The following is a 26686-nucleotide window of genomic DNA, read 5'->3' as shown; positions in this document are numbered from 1 at the left end:
ATGGATAAGCGAACAGGACGCTAAAAACTGGTTTGGCCATTGTGGCTACCACGTACACTAACTTGAAACCCGCTCTAATTATGAAGTTGCTTGTGTCGGATAATGGAAAGTCGACAACAACCGGGCGGGGGGCAGTTTTGATTTTTTTGTTGCGCTGGTCCCTGAACGTCATGCCGAGCGTAGCCGAGGCATCTCGCGTGCCGAAGTAATTCAATGAAAATAATTAGTGGCGGCACGCGAGATGCATCGGCTACGCTCGGCATGACGTGCTCGGTAGTGCGGTCAAATACATAATTCCCACCCCAAAAAGCCACCCCAGCCCAGTTTGCTGCGTAAGTTGCGGCCGATGCTACGTTCCCTTTATTTCCTCTTATTGCTCACCCTCGGCGCCACCCAGCTACCCGCCTGCGCCCAATCCAACCCCGACAAGCCGGCGGCCGTGGCCGAAATCGGCGTGCCCGGCAAGCCGCTGCCCTGGCTCGATTCCATCCTGTCGGCCTCGCCCATCCTGGCCCGGCACCAGGTGGGCATGAGCCTGGCCTATGCCGACAGCGCCCGCCCGTTCTACGGATTTCAGGATACCAGGTATTTCACCCCGGCCAGCACCATGAAGCTGTTCAGCTTCTACACCGGCCTGCACCTGCTCGGCGACTCGCTGCCCAGCCTGCGCTACTTCTCGCGCCACGACACGCTGTTTTTCCAGGGCACCGGCGACCCCACCCTGCTGCACGGCGACGTGCCCAGCCGCCGCGCCTATAGTTTCCTGCTGAACCGGCCCGAGCGCACGCTGGCTTACTGCGACATTGCCACTGTTACGCCCTTCGGCCCCGGCTGGACCTGGGACGACTACGGCTATTACTTTCAACCCGAGCGCGCGGCGTTTCCTATTTACGGCAACACGGTGCGCTTCTACGCCACGCCGCCCGCGCCGGTGCGGGCCGGCCCGCGGCCGGTGGTGGCGCCGCAGTCGCGCATTCGGGTGCTGCCGCGCTTCTTCGCGCCACTGGTGGGGCCGGCCCCGGCCGAGCTGCGCACGCCCGGCCTCGACCCCGACACGCACATCATCCGCGCTCTGCACGAAAACCGCTTTTACGTGCTGCCCACGGCCAAAAAATGGGTCGATGAAACACCCTTCGTGACGAGCCGCGGGCTGATGCTGCGGCTGCTGGGCGACACCCTGCGCCGGGCCACCAGCAATGCCGCGTGGCGCCCCCGGCCCGCGCAGGGCGATTCTATCCGTACGCTCTACGGCCTGCGCGTCGATTCGCTTTACCGCCGCATGCTGCGCGTGAGTGACAACTTCCTGGCCGAGCAGCTGCTGCTGATGTGCAGCACCAAAATCGGCCGCCGCGACTCGCTCAGCACCGGCCGCGTCATCCGCTATGCACGCAAAAATCTGCTGGGCACCCTGCCCGACCCGGTGGTTTGGGTCGATGGCTCAGGCCTGTCGCGCCTCAACCTCATCACCCCGCGCACCCTCACCGGCCTGCTACTCAAGCTGCACCAGGAACTGCCCGAGCGCCGCCTGCTGAGCTTGCTGGCGGCCGGCGGCGGCCAGGGCACCCTGCGCAAGCGCTACCACGATGCCGCCGGCCCCTGGGTGTGGGGCAAAACCGGCACGCTCTCCAACAACCTAAATATGTGCGGTTACCTGCGCACCAAAAGCGGCCGGCTGGTGGCCTTCACGTTCATGAACAATAACCACGTGGCCGAAAGCGGCGCCATGCGCAACGAGGTGGAGCGGGTGCTGGTCCAGGTGCGGGCGCGGCTGTAGGTTTGAAAACGTCTGTCATCCTGAGCGCAGCGAAGGACCTTATCACAGATGAACAGTTTGCAGCAATCCAGCCGATGCAGACAATTGTCCACTCCAGCCGTGATAAGGTCCTTCGCTGCGCTCAGGATGACAGACGTACGTCTACAATGCCAGCACCCGCGTGCTTTCCTCGCCAAACTGGCTGATGACGCGCACGGCTACGCGACGGCCCGGGCGAAGCTCGATGGGATGGGAGCGGAAGCCGTAGAGACGTTCCCAGGCGTCTTCATCCAATTCAATCCGTAGGGTTTGCTCCGCTTTTTTCTTGGCCGAGGCGCTGGCCTGACCATCCAGCTTGCTGCGCCATTTCTTAAATTCGCCCTTCTCGCCGCCGCAGAAAAACACCTGCCGCACCAGGAAGCTGGAGCCATCGTAGTCGTCATCTAGCATCCAGTAGGCGATGTCCTCCACCGAGCGGGCGGCCAGGCGGTTGTTGATGGGGTCCCAGATGTCGAGGCCGCGCACCTCGACGGTGGCAGTGCCGGCGGCTTCGTCGCGCAGCAGGCCAATTTCGGGCTCGCCGATGGTGACGAAGGAAGCGGCTTTCTTGTCCTTTTTCAGCAGACCTTCCTGCAACAGGTCTTCGCCGATGCGGGCGCGCGTCACATGGAAGGTGCCGGCGCTGGTGGTTTGCTCGCGGTTTTCGATGGCATCATCGAACGAGAAGCCCAGTACCACCAGCCAGTCGGCGTCGCCGAGCTGGCGACACTCCTTCACGGCTTCGTTCACTTGGCTTTTGCTCACGGTGCCGAAGCGCGGGCCCAGCAGGAAATAGGCCTTGCGCTCGCGGCCGTCGGCGTCGCGCCAGTAGCCCTCGGCGGGCAGGGCGGGGGAGGCGCGGCGCTCTACGCGCAGGAACACGGCCTGCTCGTTTTTGGCCCCGTTGCGCACACCCGAAGCGGTGAGCCCGGCAAACACGCGCCCCTCAAACTGGGCCTGGCTTTCCAGCTCCTCCGGCGGCGTTTCCAACTCCTCGGGTGCCACGGGGTTCAGACTTTGCAGGGTTTCGACGGTGAACGGGCCGGCCACGCGCAGGCGCTTCTTGTCTTCCTCGGGCTGGTCGTAGAGCTTTTCGCTGGCCGGCGGCTCGTCGTTGGCCAGGCTCTTGAGCGTGATGTGCGGCACCTCCTTATAGCGGAAACCCTGGCGGATATCCTGTCCGGCTTCGTCATACAGCTTATAATAGGGAAAGGAAGCCGTCATCAGCCGCGTCTTGGCGATGTTGAGGGCAATGCGCGAGGTGTCGATGGTTATCCAGCGGCGGCCCCATTGCTCGGCCACGTAGGCGGTGGTGCCGCTGCCGCAGGTCGGGTCCAGTACCAAGTCGCCGGGGTCGGTGGTCATTAGAATGCAGCGCTGAATGACTTTATTTGACGTTTCTACAACGTAGCGTTTATCCGAAGAGAAGCCAGCAATGCCGGTGTCGTCCCAAGAATTAGAAAGGTTAAAAAGAGGAAAATCTTTGAAAAACCTTTTATATCTCAAAGAATTTCCTAGGCCTATGAGTCTACCAGCCGACGCAAGTTTAGTTAAGCCTCGCTCATGAGTTGACCAATACCGATTGCCCGCGACGTAGCTCTTTCCCTGATAAAAGAAAGGTTCTGACTTATTTTCATGCGAAGAGGTTAAGTTGTCGGCAGCAAAAGCGTTCCATCCAGCCGGAATCAGTTTAGGGTTCATCTTTTCCTCGGGAGTGAGTCGCCTTTGCTCTTTTCTGTCAGGCGATTCAACCCAGTCGTAGCCACTGGCCCCCGCTCCTTGAAGGGTTTTCTGAAGATATAACTGTTGATATTTTACAACTGACTTATTTCTCGCATACCAAATAATATTGTCCGTTACTTCTGGTACCAGACTTTTAGTCTGGTTACCGGTGGTAGCATATTTAATTTGAGAACAGAAATTACCGCTCCCAAATATCTCATCCATCAGATTCCGGACGAGGTGCACGTTCTCGTCCGAAATCTGCACGAAGCAGGAACCTGATTCCGTCAGTAACTCCCGCGCCACCAGCAGGCGGTCGCGCAGGTAGCTGAGGTAAGAGTGGATGCCCAGTTCCCAGGTGTCGCGGAAGGCTTTGATTTGCTCGGGCTCGGAGGACAGGTGTTCGTCCTTGCCGTCGGTCACGGTGCGGTTGTTGAGCTTGATTTGCCAGTTGGAGCCGTATTTGATGCCGTAGGGCGGGTCGAGGTACACCATTTGTACCTTTTTGTCGAGGCCCTCGCGCTCCAGCAGCGAGGTCATCACCGAGAGCGAATCGCCGAGGATGAGGCGGTTTTCCCAGGCGGCGTGGTGCTGGTAGTAGCTCAGCGGCTTGTCGAGCTCGTCCACAGTCTGGTAGTCCTGGCCGAAGAGGCCGAGCTGGGCGTTGGCCTGGGCCAGGCGCTCGCGGTAGAGCCGCGACATGAGCTCCTGCGGGCGCACGTGCTCGTGGCGGTAGAGCGAGCGGATGTCGAGCTTGAGGTAGTCGGGGCGGTCGTCGCCCTCGTGCTCGTACTTGCCCAGCCACTTCAGCTCGGGGTCCTGCCCGCGGTGCACGACCGGGTTTTTGTCGAGCAGACGCGCGGAATGGCCCTGCACCTTGGGGTTGAATCGCTCGGCGCCGGCCTCGGTTTCAGACGGAATGTAGGTGCGCTTGTCCTGGTGGGTGTAAGCGGTGGGGTCGGCGGCGGGCGTGGGCGGGGTAGCAGGTTTTTTTGGCATGGGGAAGGAATATTGGCACGTCATGCTGAGCGCAGCCGAAGCATCTCGCTCGCATTGTTGGGTCGATTGGATTACTGCTGCACGCGAGATGCTTCGGCTGCGTCAGCGTGACGTGCTTTTGTTGTGGACGCTACAGCGCCTGGATTTTCGCCACCAGCTGGTTGCGGAAATACTTCTCGCTCTCGCTGATTTCGACGAAGGCCCAGGGCTCGTCGGGCGGCAGGCCGAGGGCGGCCAGGTCGCCGTTCACGGCGGGCAGCCAGTACTTTTCGGTGTAGAGTTTCTTGGCCTGCTTGTCGCGGTTCATGCCCGTCACCTCGATTATCAGGTTCACCGTCTGGTCGCTTTGGGCGCGCACGCGAGCGATGAAATCCGGCAGGTAGTTGCCGGGCTGGCCTTCCTTGAGGTAGGGGATTTTGAAGTCGAGGAAGGCGTTTTTGACGTAGCTCAGCACCTGGGGCAGGTCTTCGAGCACCTTGGCGCAAATCTGCTCCCAGCTCTGGGTGTCGGCCACCACGTAGTTGACGTGGCTTTTCGTGGTTTCGAACACCGGCCGGGTGGTTTGGCCGTGCACAAAGCGGGTGCTGCCCTGGGCGTTGTAAGGCATGGGGACCGGCCGGATGCGGCGCTCCTCGTTGGGCTGACCCACCGCAATGGCCTGCCGGATGTGGCTGGCCACGGCCTTGCTGTCCCAGTATTTCACCAGCCGCTTGAAGGCCGGGTCGGTCTGGTGCACCAGCGAGAGGCACTCGTGGTACCACTGCTCCACGATGCGGCGCACCGGGCCGAAATACTGCATGAGGGGCGCGCCGTCCACGTCGGAAAAGTGGTAGCGCATCACCTCGTTGGCCACGTAGTACACCGCCTCGTTGTCGCGGATGCGCTCGTGGGCTTCGAGCCGCATGTTTTCGGTACTGCCCGAAAACGCCGACGCCAGCTCGGTATGGGTCGGGATTTTGGAAAAGTCCAGCTCGAACTTGCCCACGGCCGCGAAGTCGGGCACGAGCGCGCCGGTGCCCAGCTCCTCGCGGTAGCCGGCCAGGTTAGGGAAACGGATTTCGAGGTGTTCGCGCGCCGGCAGCGCCCGGATGGGCGTAATCTCCTCGCCCTCGGGGCCAGTGCCGCCCCCGCCCTTGCCCCGCCGAAATGCCTTGAAAGGAATGCCGATGATGCGGGCGTACTCCGGTGGAAACTTGTACTCCACGATGCGGGCCTTGTCGGCCTTGGTGGCGCCGGTCACAGCCTCGCCGTTTCGGTCGTAGCCCTGCAGCTCGTAGTAGCGGCGGCGCAGGGCGCGGCCCGCCACCTGCTCGCATAAGAGCTGCGAGCCGAAGGCGCGCAACCCCACGATGTGCGTCACGGTGTTGGCGTCCCAGCCTTCGGTGAGCATGCTCACGCTCACCACACAGCGCACGTGGGCGCCCAGCTTGCCGGGCCGGCCCACGGTGTTCACCACCTCGCGCAGCAGGTCGGCCTCGGTGAGGTCGTCGGCCGAGCGGTCAGGGTAGAGGCGGCGGTATTCCTGCCGGAACTGGCGGATTTCGTCTTTGAATACTCGCCGGAAAGCTTCGTCTACCTGCCCGCTGTTTTCCAGCGCGTCGGAGTCGATGAGCAGCGTGGGCGGGCGGTGGCGCGGCGACTTGTCGGGCAGGTAGTTCGAGAAAATGTCGTGGTGGCCCAGCGCCACCTGGCGGCCGTGGGTGGGGTCGTCGTACTCGTAGCCGGCAATGTGCTTGTACACCTCCTTCGACACGCCGGTGTTGTTGCACACCACAATCAGCACCGGCGGGGCGCTTAGCAGCTCGGGGCGGCGCTCGCCGCGCTCGCGCACCCCCTGGTCGTATTCCTCGTAGTGGGCCACCAGCTGGTCGAGGGCCGTGACGAGCAGCTGCGGCAGCTCGGGCTTTTTTTCCACGTAGGCCGTGCCTTTCTCTTTGCGCTCGGTGGCTTTGCCCATCTTGGGCAGGGCGTCCTTCACGTTTTCGTAGAGGTTGCGCAGCACCGGCATATCCAGCTGCTGGGTGTCGTCCTTTTCGGGCAGGTAGGGGATTTTCACCAGCCCGCTTTCGATGGCTTCGACCAGGCCGAAATCCGTCACAATCCACGGAAACAGCGTGTACGGCTTGTAGCCGGAGCCCTGCAGGTAGTAGGGCGTGGCAGAAAGGTCGTACACGGCCGTGAGCTGGAAACGCTGGCCCAGTTCGCGCAAGCCGCTGAACCACACGGCGGCGCGGGCGTTTTCGTCGGCGGCTTCGCCCGAACGGGCAACCTCACCCCCGGCCCCTCTCCCGTGGAGAGGGGAGCCTGATGACTTTTTTTGGCCTTTGGTTTTTGGTGGAGCTTCCTGCGGCAGGTAGCAGTGGTGGGCCTCGTCATTCAGCACCAGCAGGCGGCTGCCGGGCCGGAAACCGCTGAGCAGGCGCCGGAAAACCTGGGCGTAGTCCTCGTATTCTTCCTGCTTTTTGCCGTCGGCGCCCACCTTGCCGTCGAACACGCCGCGCTTGTTGCCTTGCAGGGTGCGCGGCTCAAACTGGTGGTAGTTGGCAATGACCAGCCGGGCGTTCAGCCCCTCCAGCAGGTCCTCGTACTGGGCGGGCACCAGCTTGCGCTCGTGGTAGTAGTCCTGCGCGTAGTTGCGGTCGGAAGTGGTGTCGGCGCGCAGCACGCCCAGCCGGTCGCGGATGGTGATGCCGGGTGCTACCAGCAGGAAGTTGTCGGCAAAGCGCACGTCCTGCCGGTACTGCTGGCGGTTGAGGTAATGGTAGAGGATGAGCGCGGCCATCACCACGGTTTTGCCGCTGCCGGTGGCCATTTTGAAGGCAATGCGCGGCAGGTGGTCGGCCGCGTGGGCCGATACTGACTGCTGGCCTTCGCGCAGCTGGCCTAGGATGTGGCTGCCGGCATTGGAGCGGGCGGCCACCTCATTCAGCCAAATGGCGGTTTCCACGGCTTCGCGCTGGGCGAAGAACAGCTTCTTGCGGGGCGAGTCGTCCTCGTCGGGAAACCAGAAAGCCAGCAGCTCGCGCGTCACGCGGGTGGCGTCGGGGTAGCCGGCGGCGCGCCAGAGGCCCACCTCCTTGCGCACCAAGTTGATGAGGTGCGTGCCGTAGGCCGCGGCGGCTTCGTTGAAGGCAAACACCACTTTCTGGCCCTTGTGCCGGCCCGGAATTACCTGCACCTCGGGCACGAACAGGCGGCGGCCGGGCTCTACGTTGGCGTAGTCGAGGTTGCCTTCCAAGTCGGTGGCGTAGTGCCGGGCGGGCGCCAGATAGGGGTTGTTGAGGATGGGGTTGTCCGGCAGGCGGACAGGGGTAGAATCAGGGCGGCTGTCCATAAGAGAAAACTTATGAGACAAATATGAGACAATAATGTCTCATAAAATCGGCTATTGATTCAAAATGGTGAAATGATAGGTCTGTAAGCGACTGGTATGCCTTGTCACCTTTGGCTTTTCTAGTCAGACCCAATATGGCCAAGCAGAACCGCGGGGCAATTGTGCACGAAGCCGTCCTTAAAAGCGGGAAGAAAGCAGCCCAGCTGTGCCAAGCCCTTGGTATTAGTCGAGCCACCCTTAATCGCCGCTACCAGGACTCTAACTTGGACTTTGACTTCATCAAGCGGGTGGGTGAAATCATTTACCACAACTTCGCCGAGGAGTTCAAGGAGTTGGTCCCGTTGGCTGCCGAGCCGTTGGAGGTGTATCAGCTTTCCAGCGTGGAGGAGTTCAAGGATAAGCTCCTGCACGTATATGCGCTGTATTTGGAAAAGGTGCGGCAGTACGACGAACTGAAAGCGCAGTACGATGCGCTGCTGAGCGAGCGTGGGAATTCCTAAATCCAAGCGGTATGAACTTCTACGTTGGCAATACCGACCGTCGATGGTTCGACTTTCTGCGGCAGGAGCCTCGGGAAGATGTGAACTTCTGGAAGCCTTCAGGGCAAGGGTTTGGGGCGGTGCCGCCAAATTCTCCGTTCTTGTTTCGCCTTAAAAATCCCGTGAACGCCATTGCCGGCGTGGGGTGGTTTGCGCGGCAAGTGCAACTGCCCATCCCGATGGCCTGGGACGTTTTCGGCCCCCGCAACGGCGCGGCTACCTGCGCGGAATTTACCGGGCTTATCCGGCAAAACCGGGCGCAGCCGCTGGAGCCCGGCAGCAACATCACCTGTCTGGCACTCAACGCCCCCATTTTCTTTGACAAGCAAGACTGGCTGCCCGTGCCGGCCGATTTCAGACCCGGCATCGTGCAGGGGAAGGTTTATTCTACGCAGGATGCCATTGGCTGGCAGTTGTGGCGCGATGTACAGGCAGTGCTGGCCCGTTATCAAACGCCCAACGCGTTGATTGAGCAGCCCTTGCTGCAGGAGGTTGCCGGCCAGCTACTAGAGCCGGCCGTGGCCTACCGCGAAGCCGTGACCAAAGTCCGGCTGGGTCAGGGAGCATTTCGGGCCGCGGTGCTGGACGCGTACGGAAAAAAATGCGCCATTTCGGGCGAAAAAACCTTGCCAGTGCTCGATGCGGCCCACATTCGACCTTATGCCGACGCCGGTCCCAGCACCTTGGGCAACGGCCTGCTGCTACGGTCCGATTTGCATACGCTTTTCGACAAGCATTACCTGACCGTCAATGCCGATACGCTGGTCGTTGAAGTCAGTCATCGCATCCGCGAGGAGTTTTCGAACGGCAAGGAGTATTATCGTTTTCAGGGGCAACGCTTAACTGTCCCCAAGAATGTAATGGACCGGCCCGCTCAGCAGTTCCTGCAATACCACAACAATCAGTTCAAAGGGTAGGCGAGGAGCGGTGCTACTTTTGCGGGCTCACGCAATTCGGTTCTTCATGCCCGCTCCTCCCCGCCTGCGCCAGCTGCGCCGCGACAAAACCGTATTTGGCTTCGTCGTGAACGTGGTCCGCCTCGACCTGGAAGAAGACGAGCGGCTGGCCCTGCAGCCGGGGCTGCAAGACGCGCCCGACGAGGCCCTGCAGCACCTGCGCCGCGTCCGGCAGTACTGGCAGGGCGTGGCCGCCATTTACGTCATGCGCAAGAGCCACTGCTCGCCCGATGCCGCCGTGCGGGTGACCGAAGAGCTGCGCGATGAGCTGGGCGACGAGTTGCCCGAGGCAGAAATCCGGGCCGTGCCCCTGCGCGAGGTGCTCGACGTGCCGGTCGAGCACCTGCCCGCCTTTCTGCGCCCGCCCGCCGGGCCGGCCGCCTAGTACAACACCCGGAACTTGATGGTGTGCTCCACCGCGCGCAGGGCCTGAATCACTTCCTGGTCGTATTGCCGGTTGATGTCCGTAATCACGTAGCCGATGTGCTCGTTGGTTTTCAGGTACTGGCCCAGGATGTTGACGTGGTGCTGGGCCAGCACGTTGTTGATGTTGGCCAGCACGCCAGGCACGTTGGCGTGGATGTGAATGAGGCGGTGGGCCTGCTGGGCGGGCAGCTGAATGTTGGGGAAATTGACCGACTGCTGCGTGTTGCCCGTGTTGATGTACTGCATGATGCGCTCCGGCACAAACTCGGCGATGTTGCGCTGGGCCTCGGCCGTGCTGCCGCCAATGTGCGGCGTGAGCAGCACGTTGGGCAAGCCGCGTAGCTCGCTCTCGAAGGCCTCGTGGTTGGTTTTGGGCTCGTACGGGAACACGTCGACGGCCGCGCCGCCGAGGTGGCCGCTACGCAGAGCGGCGGCCAGGGCGGGCACGTCCACCACGTGGCCGCGGGCGTTGTTGAGGAACAGCGCCCCCTTTTTCATCAGGGCGAATTCGGTGGCGCCGATGTAGTTTTCGTTCTCGGGCCGGCCGTCGATGTGCAGCGTCACCACGTCGGATTGCTGCAGCAATTCCGCCAGCGTGCGGGCCTTCACGGCGTTGCCGAGCTGCAGCTTTTCGGCCACGTCGTAGTACACCACCTTCATGCCCACGGCCTCGGCCACCACCGAAAGCTGCGAACCAATGTTGCCGTAGCCCACGATGCCGAGCGTCTTGCCACGAATCTCGAACGAGCCGTTGGCCGATTTGTCCCACTCGCCGGCGTGCATTTTGGGGTTCTTTTCGGGAATGCGACGGGCCAGCACAATGATTTCGCCCAGGGCTAATTCCACCACCGAGCGGGTGTTCGAAAACGGCGCATTAAACACGGCCACGCCCTTTTTCATGGCGCCGGGCAGGTCAATCTGGTTGGTGCCGATGCAAAATGCCCCGATGGAAATCAATCGGTTGGCGGCGTCGAGCACGCGTTGGGTTACTTGCGTTTTGCTGCGAATGCCGAGAATGCTTACCCCTTCGATGCGGGCAATCAGCTCGTCCTCGTCGAGGCCGCCTCGTACCTCTTCCACCTGGTAGCCTTCCTGCGTGAACAGCTCTTTGGCGCGGGCGTTAGGATTCTCGAGCAGGAGGACTTTAATGCGGTTTTTGGGGTACGAAAGAGTCATGGGAAGTTTTAGTTGGTACAAAAACTCGTCGAAGGTTGGGAGCACTTCGTCGGCGCGGGCCACCACGGTGGGGCGGGCCACGTTTTCGGTATAAGCATAAAAGCGGTGGGCCAGGCCGGCTTCGCGAATCTGGTAATCGGTGTAGCCATCGCCGAGCACGTACACCGGTCCGTCCAGGTCGAGCAGCACCAGCTGGCGGATTTTGCCGCCGTCGCGGCTCAACACATTGCTGGGGTCGCAGCCGGTGATGTTGCCAGCGGCATCAAAGGTGAAGGTATTGGCCAGCACATGGTCGGGCGCAATGCCGAACTCGGCCACCACCGGCTCAATGAACTCGCGGAAGCCGCTGCTCACCACGTAAATGCGGTCGGCAAACTGCTGGAAGAAGGCGCCGTTGCGCCGAATGCTCTCGCTCACCTTGGTTTTGAGGCGGGCCACCAGTGGCGCCAGGTGGCGCTCGTTGGCCCCCAACAGGGCCAGCCGCCGCGCCAGCGACTCCTGGAAGCCAATTTCGCCGGCCATGCCTTGGTCGGTAAGGGCCCGGATTTTGGCCACGCGCTCGGCCGCATCGGAGCGGCCGTGCAGGGCGATGTCGGCCAGCTCATCGAGGCCTTCGACCTGGGTAAAAGTTGAGTCGAAATCGAAAACAAGGTATGGCAGGGGAGCGGCAGCGTTGGGCATGAGCGCAAAGATGCGCCCGGCAGTACCTTGGCGTGGCATTCCTCCGCCAATTATTTTTATGAAACCTGCGTGACTGTTGTTGCTTGCGTAGCTGATTGTCACTTCGGCTGCCGGGCCGCCGGCGGTGCGGGGCACATTCCGTCCGCTGACGAAGGCAACTTGCTTGGCAATGAACCGAAGTGCGGTACATTGCCGGTCCTATTGGTGTTTAACAACGACTTTGTTGCTGAGCAATGCGCCTTCGCCTTCTGAAAAAATGGGTGACGTACATCCTAAGTGGCCTGCTGGTGGCCTTTTTCGGGTTGCTGCTAGCCAGCATTGGTTCGGTGTTTTTGCTTAAACGAGATGTGCCTCTCGGAGTCACGGCAGCAAATGTGGAGGGCGTACGGCTTGGCATGAGTGCCACCCAGGTCCTGGCCATACTTGGACATCCCTACTACGTGTACTCTTATAAAGGCAGCGGCACGCATCGGATGGAGACATGCCAAGGGGCTGCCGCTAAAGACGGAGTGGTTGACGTGGAGGTGAACGACACGGTGGGCATTGTTGCCTTGCTGCGACGCGCCACCGCTGACACCGCCGTGCATAGCTGCGACCTGGGCGACTTCCGGGCCCACGACCGCAACACCACTTTTACCTATTCGCGGCCGGTGGCGTGGGCGGGCCGCTACCCCATGTTGTGGGTGCATTTTGATTCTACGGCCCACGTATCGAGTGTTTTAGTAAAAGGATACACCCCGTATTTTTTTCTGGAAGACGATAATGTGGAATACACGGCTACGGCCAGCCCAACCGCCAATCCTTACCGTAAGGAGCTTCTGCAATACTTATTTGGCCGGTGAAGTGCGCTGAAACCGGGCCAGCCCCAAGCATCCAATCTGCCAGGCACGTCGGCAGCGCATATTTCCAAAGATGCGCGCGGCACTACCTTGGCACGGCATTTACCGCTGCCAAATAAGCACCCCGGAGCCCACCTGCCTAAAAGAAGCGGCCGGCTTAGACGCGTAGCCAGCGCCTACTCGGGTAGTAGTTACGCGTCGGGGCCGGCTGGGCGGGCGGCAGCGGCCAGCCGCCGCAGCCCCTGTGCGACCAGGGACGGGCCGTGCTGGGCCGCCAGCAACAGCGCCGCAAACGGCAACAGCCACGCCATGCGCACCTGCAAGCGGTCGAGCACATTGGCCAAGTTGCCGGTCACGAAAGCATTGCTTACCAGAGCCACGCCCACCAGCACCAGCAGCATGGCGCCGGGCGGGCCAATGCGTTGCCGAATGCTCGGCTGGGCCAACCCGGCCAGCAGGCCGATTATCGAGAGCAAGTACACCCAGGGTAGTCGCTCGTTGAGGGCGGTGAAGTTCAATAGGCTCCCGTTCTGCATCGAGGCCATGTACTCCTTCAGTTCGTAGCCGTTTTGGAAGCGTTTCACCTAGGACCACGGCGGCGTATCGATGCCGCAGGCCGGTGGGGCGCCGTTGCCGTGCAGGGCATGGGTGAGCTGGCGCAGCGTGGCCTGCGCCGCCTCCGACGCCAGGTAGGGGTAGTAGCGCGGCGAGGTGAGCACCTGCCCGATGATGCCGCGGTACTCGTCGAGGTGGGCGTTCCAGCCACCGGTTTGGTTCATGGGGCTTTTGTCGCTCCACACGAAGGCGGCGGCGGTGTTGGGCAGAGAGTCGCGGTAGGCGCAGAGGGAATAGCCCTTGTTCCAGCCGCAATTGTCGTCGAGAAATTTTTCCAGGATGCCGGTTTCCGACAGGCGGCCCATGAGGAAGGCCGGGGCCGCCCGGGAAATGGCAAACTCCCCGCCAAACGCCGCGTGCAGGCCGGGCAGCACCAGCCAGGCCGCCAGCACCGCGGCCATGCTCAGGCCCCACGGCGCCGGGCGCAGCCACCCGCGCCGAAACCAGCCCCGCAGTGCCGCCAACGCGCCAACACCGGCTACCACCAACGAAAACGTGAGGACATTGGACGAGTGCATCATGGCCGAAACCAGCGCCAGCACCAACAAGCCCGCGCGGCCCAGCCCAGTGCGCGCGTGGCCCAGCAGCACCAGCCCTATCGCCAACAGCCCAATGGCCGTGAAAATGTCCGGCATCAGCTCGCAGCTAATCCACGACAAGCCGGTGGCCCACACAAAGGCAGCCAGCAGCGCCACCCGCGTGGCCGGATGCCGGGCCCGCGGCACATACACTTCGAGGTAGCGCAGCAGCAGGCCCGCCAAAACCAGGCACTGAAAAAAGATGACAAACCACAGCGAAAAGTTTAGGCTGGCCAGCCGGGTGAACAAGCCGTAGGTGAGGGGACGGTCGTCGGGCACGCTCAGGTCCAGGCCGCTACCGAGGTAAGTGCCCGTGTCGTAGGTCACGAGCGGAAAGCCGTTGTAGAGGCCGCCGTAGAGTAGCACCAGGCTGCCGAGCAGCAGCCACAGCAGCGAGTGGGAGCGGCCCCAATGGGCCGGTGGAGAGAAAGCGTGCAAGTTGGGCAAGGAAGTCGTGTTGAGGCAGGAAAGATAAGCGGCCGCTGCACGTAGGTCCGTACGGGGCCGTTTCATTTTGGCCGGGACTTGCCACTTGGTTGGGTGAGTGGGTAGGCGCTGGTGTACTTTGCCGACGCAAGGTGCCAGAACATAATCCCCGTTTAGCCTGCGCTCAACATCCTGCTGCCGCGCTCATGCCCATGCCCCAACGCCTGCTTTTCGTGTACAACGCCGACAGTGGCCCACTGGCTGGCCTGAAGGACGTGTTCCATAAAATTCTGTCGCCGGCCACCTACGCGTGCTCCCTTTGCGCCGTAACGTACGGGGCCACATCCATGCGGCCGGAGTGGCGGGAGTTCATTCGGCAGCTGCCCGTGCCGGTGGAATTTTTGCACCGCGACGAGTTTGGGCGCGACTACCCGCAGTGGCGCCAGCACTCGCTGCCCGCCGCTTTTGCCGTGGCCGAAAACGGTTCTTTGACGCCTTTTATTCAACCAGAGGAATTGAACGCCGCCGACCTGAACGGCTTGATGGCTTTGGTGCGCGGCCGGTTGCCCTAGTACACCGGCCGTACCTTTGGTTGGGAAACGGGCGCTATCCTGCCCGTTGTTGTCGTTGTTTTATTTCTCACTCGTTCGCATGAAAATGACTATTCTGCCCGGCTGGCTGCTGGGCGCGGCACTGCTGGGCGCCGGCCCAGCGGTGGCGCAATCTCCGGCTACCGGGCCGGCCTATGATGCCCACACGTTGTTCAACCCCGCCTTTATTGAGCAGCTGGCCACGCCCACCCGCACGGCCGGCGGCCAGCCCGGCGCCCAGTACTGGCAAAACGCGGCCGACTACAAAATCGACGCCCGCCTCGATGAAAAAGCGGCCCGCGTGACGGCCACCGTCGACATCACCTACACCAACAACAGCCCCGATAACTTGGCTTTTGTATGGCTGCAGCTCGACCAGAACCTGTACCGTGCCGACTCGCGCGGGGCGGCGGCTACGGCGGTGGCCGGGGGCCGCTTCGGCAACTCGGCCCGCAATTTCCGGGGCGGCGACAGCCTGCAAACCGTGGCCATTGAGCTTCACGGCAAGAAGTTGAAGGCTAACTACCGGGTGCAGGACACGCGCATGCAAATCATGCTGCCCGAGGCGCTGAAGGCCAAAGGCGACAAACTGAAAATCAGCATTGCCTACGCCTTCAACGTGCCCGAATACGGCTCGGACCGGCTCGGCCGCCTCAAAACCCAGAACGGCGAAATCTTCGAAGTGGCGCAGTGGTACCCGCGCATGGCCGTGTACGACGACGTGGAGGGCTGGAACACGCTGCCCTACATGGTGGCCGAGTTTTACCTCGAATACGGCAACTTCGACTACACCGTGAACGTGCCGGCCAACTACCTGGTGGGCGGCTCGGGCGAGCTGGTGAACCCCGCCGAAGTGCTCACCAGCTCCCAGCAAAGCCGCCTGGCCAAAGCCGCCGGCTCGGACCAAACCGTGCTGGTGCGCTCGGCCCAGGAGGTACCGCAGGCCGCCTCGCGCCCGGCCGGCAAAAACGGCCGCCTCACCTGGCACTTCCGCTGCCAGCGGGCCCGCGATGTGGCCTGGGCGGCCTCGGCCGCCTTTGTGTGGGACGCGGCCCGCATGAACCTGCCCAGCGGCCGGAAGTCATTGGCCATGTCGCTTTATCCGGTGGAGGCGGCGCAGGACACGGCCTGGAAACGCTCGACGGAATATGTGAAAAAGAGCATCGAATACAATTCGAAGCAGTGGTATGAATTCACCTATCCGGTGGCCACGAACGTGGCCGGCATCGTGGGGGGCATGGAGTATCCAGGCATTGTGTTTTGCGGCGCCAAGGCCCGCAAAGCCCGGCTGTGGGCCGTAACGGACCACGAATTTGGCCACAATTGGTTTCCGATGATTGTGGGCTCGAACGAGCGGAAGTACCCGTGGATGGACGAAGGCTTCAACACGTTCATCAACATCTTGTCGAGCAACGCTTTCAACAACGGTGAGTATGCCAAGCAACTGAACGACACCGCCAAGCTGGTGGCCGGCAATATCCGCTACATGTCGGACCCCGCCACCGACCCGCCCTTCACCGTGCCCGACGTGACGCAGCCCAACTACCTGGGCTACGCCGCCTACGGCAAGATGGGCTACGGCCTGTTTTTGCTGCGCGCCGAAATTCTGGGCCCCGAGCGGTTCGACTACGCCTTCCGCACCTACATCAACCGCTGGGCTTTCAAACACCCGCAGCCCAAAGACTTTTTCCGGACCATGAACGAGGCCAGCGGCGAGGACCTGACCTGGTTCTGGCGCGAGTGGGTGTACAACAACTGGATACTGGACCAGGCCGTGACCACCGTGACGTATGTGAACCAGGACCCCGCCCAGGGAGCCCTCATCACTATCGAAAACCGCGGCCAGGCCGCCATGCCCGTGACCGCCGACGTGACCGAAACCAGCGGCAAAACCTCCCGCGTGAAGCTGCCCGTCGAAATCTGGCAGCGCGGCGGCACCTGGACGTTCCGCTACAACTCCACCACGCCGCTCACCGAAGTGCGGCTGAACGCCACCAAGCTGCTGCCCGACGCGAACCCTAGCAACAACGTGTGGCGGGCGCAGGTGCTGAAGTAGTTAGAAGTTAAAAGGGATGAGTTAAAAGTTAAAAAAGCCCGTCTGCATCGCCAGACGGGCTTTTTTAACTTTTAACTCATCCCTTTTAACTTCCATCACCGCCGCGCCCAGGTCTTGTTATACTGCACGCCGCCGAACAAATACAGCATCAGCGCGCGGGAGTAGCGCAGGATAACGGGCGTGAGCAGCACCGTGGCGCCGGTGATGATGGCCACGTACACCCACGTGTCGGGGTTGTCGAGCAGGTAATAAATCAGCAGGCCCAGCACCAGAAAAGTGGCCACGTTGAAGGCGAAGGTGATGTACATGGAGCCGAAATAGAAGCCCGGCTCGGGCTCAAACGATTGGCCGCACACGGGGCATTGGGCGGGCATGTGGGCAAAGTGGGTGAGGTTCAGGGCCGAGGTGCTGAACAGCTTGCCGGTGTGGCAGCGCGGGCAGCGCAGTTGGAGCAGGGCCAGCGCCGTGGAATCGACGAATTCGGAAGGTTCGGTGGGTGAGGCCATGACCGGAGTGGCGGAGGTGAGCAGGCGTGACATGGGGCTATACGGGGAAGTGCGGCCGACGCTTGATTGTGCGGCACAATTGCCGCTAACTCATTGCGGCTGACACAAAATTACCAGCCCCGGAACCCGCCGCTGCAGCCCGTTTGCGGGCACTTACAGCACAAATCAACGCTGCTGCCGAAACGCCTCGGGCGTGGTGCCGGCGTACTTGCGGAAGTAGCGCACGAAGTACGACGCATCCTCAAACCCCAGCTCGTAGGCCACCTGGGCCACGCTCAGGGCCGAGTGGCTGAGCAGCCGCTGTGCCTCCGTGATGACCCGCTCGTGGACGAGGGCGCTGGCTGTTTTGTTGAGCTGGCGGCGGCACAGGGCGTTGAGGTGGTTGGCGCTGATGTGCAGCAGGTCGGCGTAGTCGCGCACGCTGCGCTGGGTGCGGTAGTGCTGGTTGAGCAAGGCGCCGAACTGCCGGATTTGCTGCTGGGCCAGGGTGGTTTCGGCGGCGGGCTGGGTGGGGTAGTGGCGGGCGGCCAGCTCCAGGCACAGGTGCAGGTAGGAGCGGAACACTTCGGCCTGGTTGGCTTGCGGCGCCGCATATTCGGCATACAGCCGCCCAAACAGCGGCCCGATTTCCGCCTCGCCAGCCGGCAGGTAAAGCACCGGCGCGTGCGCAGCGTCGAAAAACGGATACGCGTAGAGCCGGCTGCCGGGGTAGCGGAAGAGGAAGAAATCGGTATCGAAAAAGACCACAAACCCGCGCGTGCCGGCCGCCAGCCGCCAGTGGTGCACCTGCCCCGGCGCCAGAAAAAACAGGCTGCCCGGCCGCAGCGCATACGTCACTAAATCGATGGTGTGCGTGCCGCCGCCTTCGCCGATGTAGAGCAGCAGGTAGAAGTCGTGGGCGTGCGGCTCGTTCACGTGCGGAAACCGGACCACGTGCGTTTCCAGCCGCTCGCAGTAGTAGGGCGTGCGCGCCGGCGGGGCCGGAAACGAGGCCAGCGCGAGAACCGGCGGGGCAGTGGGCTTCATGGCGCGAAGGTCGGGCAGAAACCGCGTGTGCGGAAGCGCCCGACAGCAGACCGCCCGTGCCCGCCGTACCTTTGGCCCACTGCTGGGGTCTGGTTGGCCCTGACTGGCGGGCGCTTTTCGGGGCGTCGCGTCGGCGGGCGGCGCATCCGGCGCCGGGCGCCGAGTTGCCGCTTTTTTAGCTTCAACCCAGCTTCGCCGACGCCCGCCAGCAGCGACCCGTTGCCCTCGTTGCCGTGAAGTTTTCTTCGTCGCTTGCCCCTGCCGTTCGGGCGGGGCTGCTGGCCGTGGCCGCCCTCGCGGCCCACTCCGCCGCTGCCCAAACGGCCATTGCGCCGCGCAGCCGCACGTTTCAGCTCACCAGCACGGCCACCGTGCCCGTGCCGCCTGCCGGCACCAAAACGCTGGACCTGTGGCTGCCCGTGCCCCACGCCGACGCTAACCAGGACGTAGCGGAGCTAAAGATTGAGGCGCCGGTGCCCTATACAATCGAGAAAAGCGCTTTCGGCAACCAGATGCTGCACCTGCGGCCCAGCACCGTGCCCGGCGTGCCGCTGGTGGTGAAGCTCACGGCCCAAATCACGCGCCGCGAGCACCTCAACCTGCGCGCCAACGCTCCCGCCGCCAAGCCCGCCAAGGAGAAACCCGACCCCAACCTGGCCCGTTGGCTGGCGCCCGACCGCCTGGTGCCGCTCGATGCCAAAATCAGGCAGCAAGCCGAGGAAGTGGTGGCCAACGCCAACGCCAAAACCCCGCTCGAAAAAGCCCGCGCCGTTTACGAGCACGTGGTGGGCACCGTCGCCTACGACAAAACCGGCCAGGGCTGGGGCCGGGGCGACATTTACTACGCCTGCGACGCGCGGCGCGGCAATTGCACCGATTTCCACGCCATCGTCATCGGCTACTGCCGGGCACTGGGCATTCCGGCGCGCTTCAGCATTGGGCTGCCGCTGCCGGCCCAGCGCGGGCACGGCGAAATCAAAGGCTACCACTGCTGGGCCGAGTTTTTTACGCCGGAAACCGGCTGGGTGCCCGTCGATGCCTCGGAGGCCGCCAAAGACCCGAGCCGCCGCGCCTACTTTTTTGGCGCCCACGACGAAAACCGCGTCGAGTTCACCCGTGGGCGCGATGTGGAGCTGACCCCCAAACAGGCCGGGCCGCCCCTCAACTACTTCGTGTATCCCTACGCCGAGGCCGACGGCCAGCCGCTGGAAGTGGCCCGGACGTACGAGTATTCGGACATCGCGGCCCAATAAAAACGCTGGAAAAACGCTGCAGGTGCCTCACGGCCCGCCGATGCTTTCGTAGCGTCGGCGGGCCGTGGTTTTTGGGGTAGTGGGAGGGGAGAGGGGATGGGTGATTGGGTGGAAAAGAACCTGCAAAAAAAGAGGGTCGGGGCTGCTTAAACCTTGTCCGGTGGGGCGCATCGAAGGCAAACCTCCTGGCGCCGCTCTTCCATGTGCGGGCGCGGCGGGAGGCCCAATAGCTGATTTCCTGCTCAACACTTATCTCTTCTCATTTCTTCAGTTCTGTCCAATGAAACACCGCTTACTTTTGGGTTTAATACTGCTGTTGCTCAGCACCGGCTGGGCCAGTTCGGGGCAGGCAGCTACCATCACCACCTCGGTGCTGAACGGCCCTACATTCTGCCGAACTTCGACCGTGCGCGTGGCCTACACCGTGAGCGGGTTTATTGACCCCAGCAACGTTTTCACGGCCCAGTTGTCGGATGAAACGGGCTCGTTTGCTGCGCCGGTAGCCATTGGCTCGCTGGCGGGCACGGCGGGCAGCACCATCACGGCCACGCTGCCCACCAACGTGGTAACGGGCTCGGCCTACCGTGTGCGGGTGGTGGCTTCCAACCCCGCCACCATCGGCTCCGACAATGGCCAGGACCTGACCATCACCAACATCGGCACCGTGACGGCGGCCAGCAACTCGCCCGTGTGCGCCACCGGCAACCTGCTGCTCACGGCCACGACCGTGCCGGGCGCCAGCTATTCCTGGACCGGCCCCAACAGCTTTACTTCGCTGCTGCAAAACCCCACCATTGGCAACGTGGGCGTGAACCGCTCGGGCACTTACACCGTGACGGCCAGCGCCAACGGCTGCACGGCCACTTCGTCGGTGGCCGTCACGGTGAATGCCCTGCCCACCGCCAGCGTGAACCCGCTGAACCCCATTATCTGCTCGGGCCAGTCGGTGACGCTGAACGCCAGCGGCGGCCTCAGCTACCTCTGGAGCCCGGCCACCGGCCTGAGCAGCGCCACCGTGGCCAGCCCCGTGGCCTCGCCCACGGCCTCCACCATCTACACCGTGACGGTGACCAACGCCTCGGGCTGCCAAAGCACAACCCAAACCACGGTGACGGTGCGGGCCACGCCGGTGCTCACCGTGTCGAACAACGTCACCATCTGCACCGGCACGTCTACTACACTGTCGGCCAGCGGTGCCCAAAACTACAGCTGGACCCCCACCACCGGCCTGAACAACCCCAACTCGGCCACGCCCATTGCCTCACCCACCACCACCACCACCTACACCGTGACCGGCACCAGCGGCGGCTGCACCGACATTGGCACCGTGACCGTGACCGTGGAGCCGCTGCCCACGCCCACCGCCGGCCCCGACCGGGTGCTGTGCTCGGGGCAGTCGGCCCAGCTGGGCGCCGCCCCCGTGACGGGCCTGGTGTATAGCTGGTCGCCGAGTACGGGCCTCAGCAGCACCACTTCGGCCCAGCCCACCGTCACGCGCACCAACACCGGCACGGCGCCCATCACCACCACCTACACCCTCACGGCCGTTTCGCCCACTGGCTGCGTGGGCAGCAGCACCGTGCGCGTCACCGTGAACCCGGCTGTGACCGTCAACGCAGGCCCGGCTCAGGCCTTCTGCTCGGGCGGCTCGGCGCAGCTGGGCGGTGCGGCCCCGGTAACGGGCTACACCTACAGCTGGAGCCCCACGACGGGCCTGAGCAGCGCCACCGCAGCCCAACCCACCGTGACGCTCACCAACACCACCGGCGCGCCCATCACCACTACTTACATCCTCACGGCATCGAGCAACGGCTGTTCCAACACCAGCCAGGTAGCCGTCACGGTGAACCCGCTTACTTCCGCGGCCTTTGCCTATAATGCAGCCTCCTACTGCCAGAGCAGCGCCAACCCAACGCCCACCGTCAGCGGGACAGCGGGCGGCACGTTCACGTCCGCCACGGGCCTGAGCTTGAACGCCAGCACCGGCGCCATCAACCTGGCCGCCAGCACGGCCGGTACCTACACGGTGACCTATAGCGTGGGCAGCCCCTGCCCCAGCAGCAGCACCCAGCAAGTGACCGTGGCCACGCCCGGCGCGGCCGGCTTCAGCTACGCCAGCCCCGCCTACTGCGCCAGCGGTGCCAACCCCGTGGCCACGCTGGCCGCGGGCGCCGCGCCCGGCACCTTTACGGCCACGCCTACGGGCCTGAGCTTGAACGCCAGCACCGGCGCCATCAACCTGGCCGGCAGCCAGCCCGGCACCTACACCGTCACCAATACCGTGGCAGCCAATGGCGCCTGCCAGGCCGCCACGGCCACCACGCAGGTGAGCGTGAGCGCTGTGCCAGCCGCAGCGCTGGCCGTGAGCGGGGCCACCACCATTTGCCAGGGCAGCACCGTGACGTTGACTGCTAATGGCGGCGGCACCGGCGCTACGTATCAGTTTCTGCTAAATGGCCAGCCCATTGCCGGGGCCACGGCGGCCACCTACGCCGCCACGCTAAGCGGCACCTATAGCGTGGTCATCACCAACCCCGGCAACTGCACGGCCACGTCGGCCGGCACCACCGTCACGGTAAATCCCGTGACCACACCCACATTAGCCTACGGCGCCGCCAGCTACTGCCAGAATGCCGGCACCAACCCCGGCCCCACGGTTTCGGTGCAGGGCGGCACGTTCAGCGCTCCGGCAGGCCTGAGCCTGAGCGCCAGTACCGGCGTTATCAACCTGGCCGCCAGCCAGCCCGGCACCTACGCCGTGAGCTACGCGGCGGGCAGCCCCTGCCCGGGCACGGCCACGGCCAGCGTCACCATTATGGCGGCGCCGAGCGCGGCCTTTGCGTACAGTTCGTCCACGTTGTGCGCCAGCGGCGGCAGTGCCGTGCCCACCGTCACGGGCACGGCAGGCGGCACGTTCACGTCCGCTACTGGTCTGAGCATCAATGCCACGACCGGCAGCATCGACCTGACTGCCAGCACGGCCGGTACCTACGTCGTGACCTACACCGTGGGCAGCGGCTGCACGGCCACGGCCACGGCCACGGTCACCATCACCACGGCGCCGGTGGCCACGTTTAGCTACCCGGTGAGCAGCTACTGCGCGGCGGCCCAGGGCAACGTGGCCCCGGTATTCGGCAGCGGGGCCAGCGCTGGCACGTTCTCCGCGCCTACGGGCCTGATTATCAATTCCGCCACTGGGGTGGTCAACCTGGCGGCCAGCCAGGCCGGTACCTACCTCGTCACCAACACCATTCCGGCTTCGGGGTCCTGCGCGGCTACGGTAGCCACGGCTTCCCTCACGCTTTCGGCGCCGCCCGTGGCCACGCTGGCGACCAGCGGCGCCACCACCATTTGTCAGGGCACGTCGGTACTGCTGACGGCCGGCGGGGGCGGCACGGGGGCCACGTACCAGTTCCTGCTGAATGGCCAGCCCATTGCCGCGGCCACCACGGCTACGTATTCGGCCAGTGCCGCGGGCAGCTATGCGGTGGTGGTTACCAGTGCCGGCGGCTGCTCGGCCACCTCGCCGGCTACCACCGTGACGCTGAACCCGGCCACTTCGGCGGCTTTCAGCTACCCGGCCACCGGCTACTGCCTCAGCAGCCCCGTTTCCACACCCAGCATCACCGGCACCACGGGCGGCACCTTCGCCTCGACTACCGGCCTGAACCTGAACGCTGCGACGGGGGCCATCAACCCCGCTGCCAGCACGCCTGGCACCTACACCGTGACGTACAGCGTGGGCGGTGTGTGCCCGAGCAGCAGCACGGCCACGGTCACCATTTCGGCTCCGGCTTCGGCGGCGTTCAGCTACGCCAGCTCGTCGTTGTGCGCCACCGGCTCGGCCGTGCCAACGCTGGCTACGGGGGCCAGCGCCGGCACTTTCTCCTCGACCACTGGCCTGACGCTAAACACTGCCACGGGGGCCATCACGCTTTCCTCGTCTGCGCCCGGTACCTACACCGTGACCAACACGGTGAGCAACGCCGGGGCCTGCGGCATTGCCACGTCCACGGCTACGGTGACCATTAACGCGCTACCGGCGCGCCCAACGGTATCGGCGCAGTACAATGGGCCAACCACCACGCTCACGAGCAGCGCCGCCACCGGCAACCAGTGGTACCTGAACGGCGTGCTCATTCCCGGTGCCACGGGGACGACCTATGTGGTGAATTCGGCGGCCCAACTGGGTACGTACACGGTGGTCAGCACCTCGGCCCAGGGCTGCGCTTCGCCGGCTTCGGCTCCGCTTGTGGTTACGGCCACGGCCCGGCAGCTGGCCGATGCCGCGCTGCAAGTGTACCCCAACCCCACGCCGGATGGGAAACTGACCTTGGAATTGGGCAATGTCCACCAGTCGGTCCAGCTCACGGTGCTCAATGCGGTGGGGCAGGTGGTGTACCGGCAGCTATTGCCGGCCGCCTCAACTACCCCCCAACCCCTCGACCTGAGCCAGCTGCCCACGGGTGTGTACCTGCTGCGCGCCGCCAGCGCCGATGGCACGGCCACCCGCCGCTTCGTACGGGAGTAGCTTCGAGTAGATTGTTGAACAAAAAGCGCCCCGCCGGTTATCATCGGCGGGGCGCTTTTTATGTAGTTATTCAGGCCGTGCTCCTGCTTTTCGGCTTAAGGCCTTGGTCATCCGGAGCAGCGCGAAGGACCCCGTAGTTGGTTGTTATTCCTTTCGGTACAAGCGTGACAAGGTCCATCGCCCTGCTCAGGCTGACAAATAAGCTGACGCTACGCTGCCTTTACCGGCTGGGCCTGCTCCAGCGTGGCCAGGTCTTCGGCCGTGAGCAACAGTTCAGTGGCTTCGAGCAGTTCCGTGACCTGGCCCACGCTGGTGGCGCTGGCGATGGGGGCCGTCACGGCGGGCGCTTGCATCAGCCAGGCCAGGGCCACCTGGGCGGGCGTGGCCTGCTGGCGGTCGGCCACGGCGTCGAGGGCGGTGAGCAGGGCCAGGCCTTTTTCATTCAGGTATTTCTGGCCCACACCGGCGCCGCGGGGACTTTGCTGCAGGTCGTTCTGGTCGCGGTACTTGCCGGTGAGGAAGCCGGCGGCCAGGCCGTAATACGGAATGGCGCTGATGTTTTCTTCGAGGAGCAGCGGCGCGAGGTTCTTTTCAAAATCCTCCCGGTCGTACAGATTGTAGAGGTTTTGCAACGTCTCGTAGCGCGGAAAACCGTGCTGCTTGCTGGCCGCCAGCGACTCCTGCAGGCGCTCTTTGGTGAAGTTGGAAGCACCGATGGCGCGCACCTTGCCTTCCTTCACCAGCTGGGCGTAGGCTTCCAGGGTTTCCTCCACCGGCGTGGTCGGGTCGTCTTTGTGCGACTGGTAGAGGTCGATGTAATCGGTTTGCAGGCGCTTGAGGGAGCCTTCCACGGCGCGCAGGATGTAGTCCTTCTTCAGGCCCTTGTTTTCTGGGTTCACTTCCCAGCCCACTTTGGTGGCAATGACGACGTCGTCGCGCCGGCCGCGCCGCTGCAGCCACTTGCCGATGATGGTTTCCGACTCGCCGCCCACGTGGCCGGGCACCCAAACGGAGTAGCCGTCGGCCGTGTCGATGGCGTTGCCGCCACCCGCCACAAAGGCATCGAGCACGGCGAATGAAGTTTGCTCATCGGCTGTCCAGCCAAAGACGTTGCCGCCCAGCATGAGGGGCGAAATGTGCAGGCCGGAGCGGCCCAGTTCACGGGTTTGCATAGCAAAAGAAGATTCTGAGGAATGAGCGTTTCTAACTGGCAAATGCCCCCGAAGGTTAACGGGCCGGGCCTTATTCAGCCACCAGCACGCGCCAGCCGTGGGCGGGCACCGCCATTTGGTCGCCGGTTCCAAACGCCAGGGCTTCGTCGCTGAACAAGTCGCGCCACTGGCCGGGCACGGCGGGCAGCGCGCGGGCTTCAGCCGCGATGTTCACGGCACACAGCACCGCTGCCCCGCCTTTGCTGCGGCCGAAAGCATACACCTCGGGCGGGCCGGGCAGGCGCTGGAACAGGCTGCTGGGGTCGCCGTTGCGCAGGGCCGGGTGGCGCTGCTTGAGCGTCAGGAGGCGCGTGTAGAAATCCTGCAGCGGATAGTCGCCCCAGTCAATGGTGTCGCGCTCAAAGAACTCCAGCCGGCGGTTCAGGGCCGCTTCCTGGCCCGAGTAGAGCATAGGCATGCCCGGCACCAACGCCGTGAGCACGGCAAAAGGCAGCGCCAGCGGCCCCAGCCTTTCGTACTCGGTGCCGTCCCAGCTGTTCACATCGTGGTTGCTGGTGAAGTGCATCAGGTACACGCTGGGCGGGTATTTTTCGCGTTCGGCGGCCAGGTAAAGGTCAATGTCTGCCAAGGCCGCGTGGCCTTCGGCAATGCGGTCGAGCAGGTAGTGCAGGCGCAGGCCGAAGGTCATGTTAAAGGCCTTTTCGAGCAGCCGCGTGTCGGAATCAAACTCCTCCCACGTCAGCCCGCCCGAGGGGTACAGCTCGTCCCATTCGGCCAGCATAAACACCGGTTTGAGGGCATCGAGCGCGGGCCGGGCCTCGTCCCAGAAATCGGTGGGCACCAGCCCGGCCACGTCGCAACGGTAGCCGTCGATGTCGGCTTCCCGAATCCAGTAGGCCAGCGCTTCGGTCATGTAGCGGCGCATTTCGCGGTTGTCGTAGTCGAGGGCTACCACGTCGGTCCAGTCGGCCACAGGGGGCACCAGTTGGCCCTCGGCATCGTGCTGATACCAGTCATGGTGGCTGGCAATCAGCGCATTGTCGCGGCTGGTGTGGTTGGCCACCCAGTCAAGTATCACCTTTAGGCCCAGGGCGTGGGCAGCCTGCACCAAGTGGCGCAAGTCGTCGAGCGTGCCAAATTCCGGATTCACGCCGAAGTAATCACGCACGGCGTAGGGCGAGCCCAGCAAGCCTTTGCGCCCGACCTCGCCAATGGGATGCACCGGCATCAGCCACACAATGCTCACGCCCATGTTGCGCAGGCGTAGCAGGTGTTCTTCGAAAGCCCGAAATGTGCCCTCCGGCGTGAAATTGCGAACGTTTACCTCATAAATAGTGGCATGGGTGGCCCATTCGGGGTGGGGCACGGTGAAGCGGGCGGCGAGTGGGTGGTTGTCGGGCATGGAAATGGGAAGGCGATGGCGCATTCCGCTACGCGTCCCCGGTGGCGGCGGTTGTAACCTGACCGAT

Annotated in this window: 19 protein-coding genes; 9 read left to right on the top strand and 10 right to left on the bottom strand. The window is 63.5% G+C overall.

From position 1 onward, the window contains the following. Positions 1 to 214 (bottom strand): hypothetical protein (locus JKL48_RS23160; protein WP_236668786.1); only part of this gene is annotated, 214 nt, incomplete at its 3' end. Between the two features lie 132 nt (positions 215 to 346). Here JKL48_RS23160 and JKL48_RS13545 point away from each other — a divergent pair. Further along, positions 347 to 1774, top strand: a complete 1428-nt coding sequence (locus JKL48_RS13545) for a D-alanyl-D-alanine carboxypeptidase/D-alanyl-D-alanine-endopeptidase (RefSeq protein ID WP_201983321.1) — start codon at positions 347 to 349, stop codon at positions 1772 to 1774. 141 nt (positions 1775 to 1915) lie between these two features. On the opposite strand, the gene JKL48_RS13540 is transcribed toward JKL48_RS13545, so the two are convergent. Together JKL48_RS13540 and JKL48_RS13535 are read right to left on the bottom strand one after the other, a co-directional pair. Then, positions 1916 to 4513: a site-specific DNA-methyltransferase gene (locus JKL48_RS13540; RefSeq protein ID WP_201983319.1), complete on the bottom strand. Its 2598-nt coding sequence runs from the start codon at positions 4511 to 4513 to the stop codon at positions 1916 to 1918. 130 nt (positions 4514 to 4643) lie between these two features. Then, positions 4644 to 7847, bottom strand: a complete 3204-nt coding sequence (locus JKL48_RS13535; RefSeq protein ID WP_201983317.1) for a BPTD_3080 family restriction endonuclease — start codon at positions 7845 to 7847, stop codon at positions 4644 to 4646. Positions 7848 to 7981: 134 nt separating this feature from the next. Between JKL48_RS13535 and JKL48_RS13530 the strand changes: the two genes are divergently transcribed. The 3 genes from JKL48_RS13530 to JKL48_RS13520 are packed head-to-tail and all read left to right on the top strand — an operon-like array spanning position 7982 to position 9727. Further along, positions 7982 to 8347 (top strand): helix-turn-helix domain-containing protein, encoded by a 366-nt coding sequence (locus JKL48_RS13530; protein WP_201983315.1) that lies wholly within the window; start codon positions 7982 to 7984, stop codon positions 8345 to 8347. A gap of 11 nt (positions 8348 to 8358) precedes the next feature. Next, positions 8359 to 9303 carry an HNH endonuclease gene (locus tag JKL48_RS13525; protein WP_201983312.1) on the top strand — a complete coding sequence of 315 codons (945 nt, stop codon included), beginning with the start codon at positions 8359 to 8361 and terminating at the stop codon, positions 9301 to 9303. A 46-nt stretch (positions 9304 to 9349) separates the two neighbouring features. Further along, a complete protein-coding gene (locus JKL48_RS13520; protein ID WP_201983309.1) occupies positions 9350 to 9727 on the top strand; it encodes a hypothetical protein in 378 nt (125 codons plus the stop codon). Here the strand turns inward: JKL48_RS13520 and serA are convergent. Beyond that, entirely contained in the window at positions 9724 to 11625 is a 1902-nt protein-coding gene (gene serA / locus JKL48_RS13515) for a phosphoglycerate dehydrogenase (protein ID WP_201983308.1), read from the bottom strand. The genes JKL48_RS13520 and serA overlap by 4 nt on opposite strands. 233 nt (positions 11626 to 11858) lie before the next feature. Here serA and JKL48_RS13510 point away from each other — a divergent pair, with 233 nt between their 5' ends. Further along, a complete protein-coding gene (locus tag JKL48_RS13510; RefSeq protein WP_201983305.1) occupies positions 11859 to 12467 on the top strand; it encodes a hypothetical protein in 609 nt (202 codons plus the stop codon). Between the two features lie 188 nt (positions 12468 to 12655). Here JKL48_RS13510 and JKL48_RS13505 read toward each other — a convergent pair whose 3' ends face one another. Further along, the gene (locus JKL48_RS13505) at positions 12656 to 13048 is read right to left on the bottom strand and encodes a hypothetical protein (protein ID WP_201983303.1); all 393 of its coding nucleotides are present in this window, start codon (positions 13046 to 13048) and stop codon (positions 12656 to 12658) included. Beyond that, a complete protein-coding gene (locus JKL48_RS13500) occupies positions 13049 to 14104 on the bottom strand; it encodes a hypothetical protein (RefSeq protein WP_201983301.1) in 1056 nt (351 codons plus the stop codon). It abuts the gene before it with no gap. A 191-nt stretch (positions 14105 to 14295) separates the two neighbouring features. Here JKL48_RS13500 and JKL48_RS13495 point away from each other — a divergent pair, with 191 nt between their 5' ends. Next, positions 14296 to 14655 (top strand): hypothetical protein, encoded by a 360-nt coding sequence (locus JKL48_RS13495; protein ID WP_201983299.1) that lies wholly within the window; start codon positions 14296 to 14298, stop codon positions 14653 to 14655. A 79-nt stretch (positions 14656 to 14734) separates the two neighbouring features. After that, complete coding sequence (locus JKL48_RS13490) at positions 14735 to 16729, top strand: M1 family metallopeptidase (protein WP_201983297.1); 1995 nt, start codon at positions 14735 to 14737, stop codon at positions 16727 to 16729. 95 nt (positions 16730 to 16824) lie between these two features. Here JKL48_RS13490 and JKL48_RS23155 read toward each other — a convergent pair whose 3' ends face one another. Both JKL48_RS23155 and JKL48_RS13480 read right to left on the bottom strand, forming a co-directional pair. Continuing rightward, positions 16825 to 17268, bottom strand: a complete 444-nt coding sequence (locus JKL48_RS23155) for a DUF983 domain-containing protein (protein WP_236668785.1) — start codon at positions 17266 to 17268, stop codon at positions 16825 to 16827. 132 nt (positions 17269 to 17400) lie between these two features. Beyond that, complete coding sequence (locus JKL48_RS13480) at positions 17401 to 18261, bottom strand: helix-turn-helix transcriptional regulator (protein ID WP_201983296.1); 861 nt, start codon at positions 18259 to 18261, stop codon at positions 17401 to 17403. A gap of 233 nt (positions 18262 to 18494) precedes the next feature. On the opposite strand from JKL48_RS13480, the gene JKL48_RS13475 reads away from it, so the two are divergent. Continuing rightward, the gene (locus JKL48_RS13475) at positions 18495 to 19514 is read left to right on the top strand and encodes a transglutaminase-like domain-containing protein (protein WP_317191940.1); all 1020 of its coding nucleotides are present in this window, start codon (positions 18495 to 18497) and stop codon (positions 19512 to 19514) included. Positions 19515 to 19794: 280 nt separating this feature from the next. Next, on the top strand, positions 19795 to 24045 hold the full coding sequence (locus JKL48_RS13470) for a T9SS type A sorting domain-containing protein (protein WP_201983294.1): 4251 nt from the start codon (positions 19795 to 19797) through the stop codon (positions 24043 to 24045). Positions 24046 to 24254: 209 nt separating this feature from the next. Here the strand turns inward: JKL48_RS13470 and JKL48_RS13465 are convergent, their stop codons facing one another. Continuing rightward, positions 24255 to 25217, bottom strand: a complete 963-nt coding sequence (locus JKL48_RS13465; RefSeq protein ID WP_201983292.1) for an aldo/keto reductase — start codon at positions 25215 to 25217, stop codon at positions 24255 to 24257. Positions 25218 to 25287: 70 nt separating this feature from the next. Then, entirely contained in the window at positions 25288 to 26619 is a 1332-nt protein-coding gene (locus JKL48_RS13460; RefSeq protein WP_201983290.1) for an alpha-amylase family glycosyl hydrolase, read from the bottom strand. Between the last annotated feature and the right edge of the window lie 67 nt (positions 26620 to 26686).

Source organism: Hymenobacter rubidus (genome assembly GCF_016734815.1).
GTDB lineage: Bacteria > Bacteroidota > Bacteroidia > Cytophagales > Hymenobacteraceae > Hymenobacter > Hymenobacter rubidus.
This window is presented reverse-complemented; position numbering and strand designations above follow the sequence as displayed.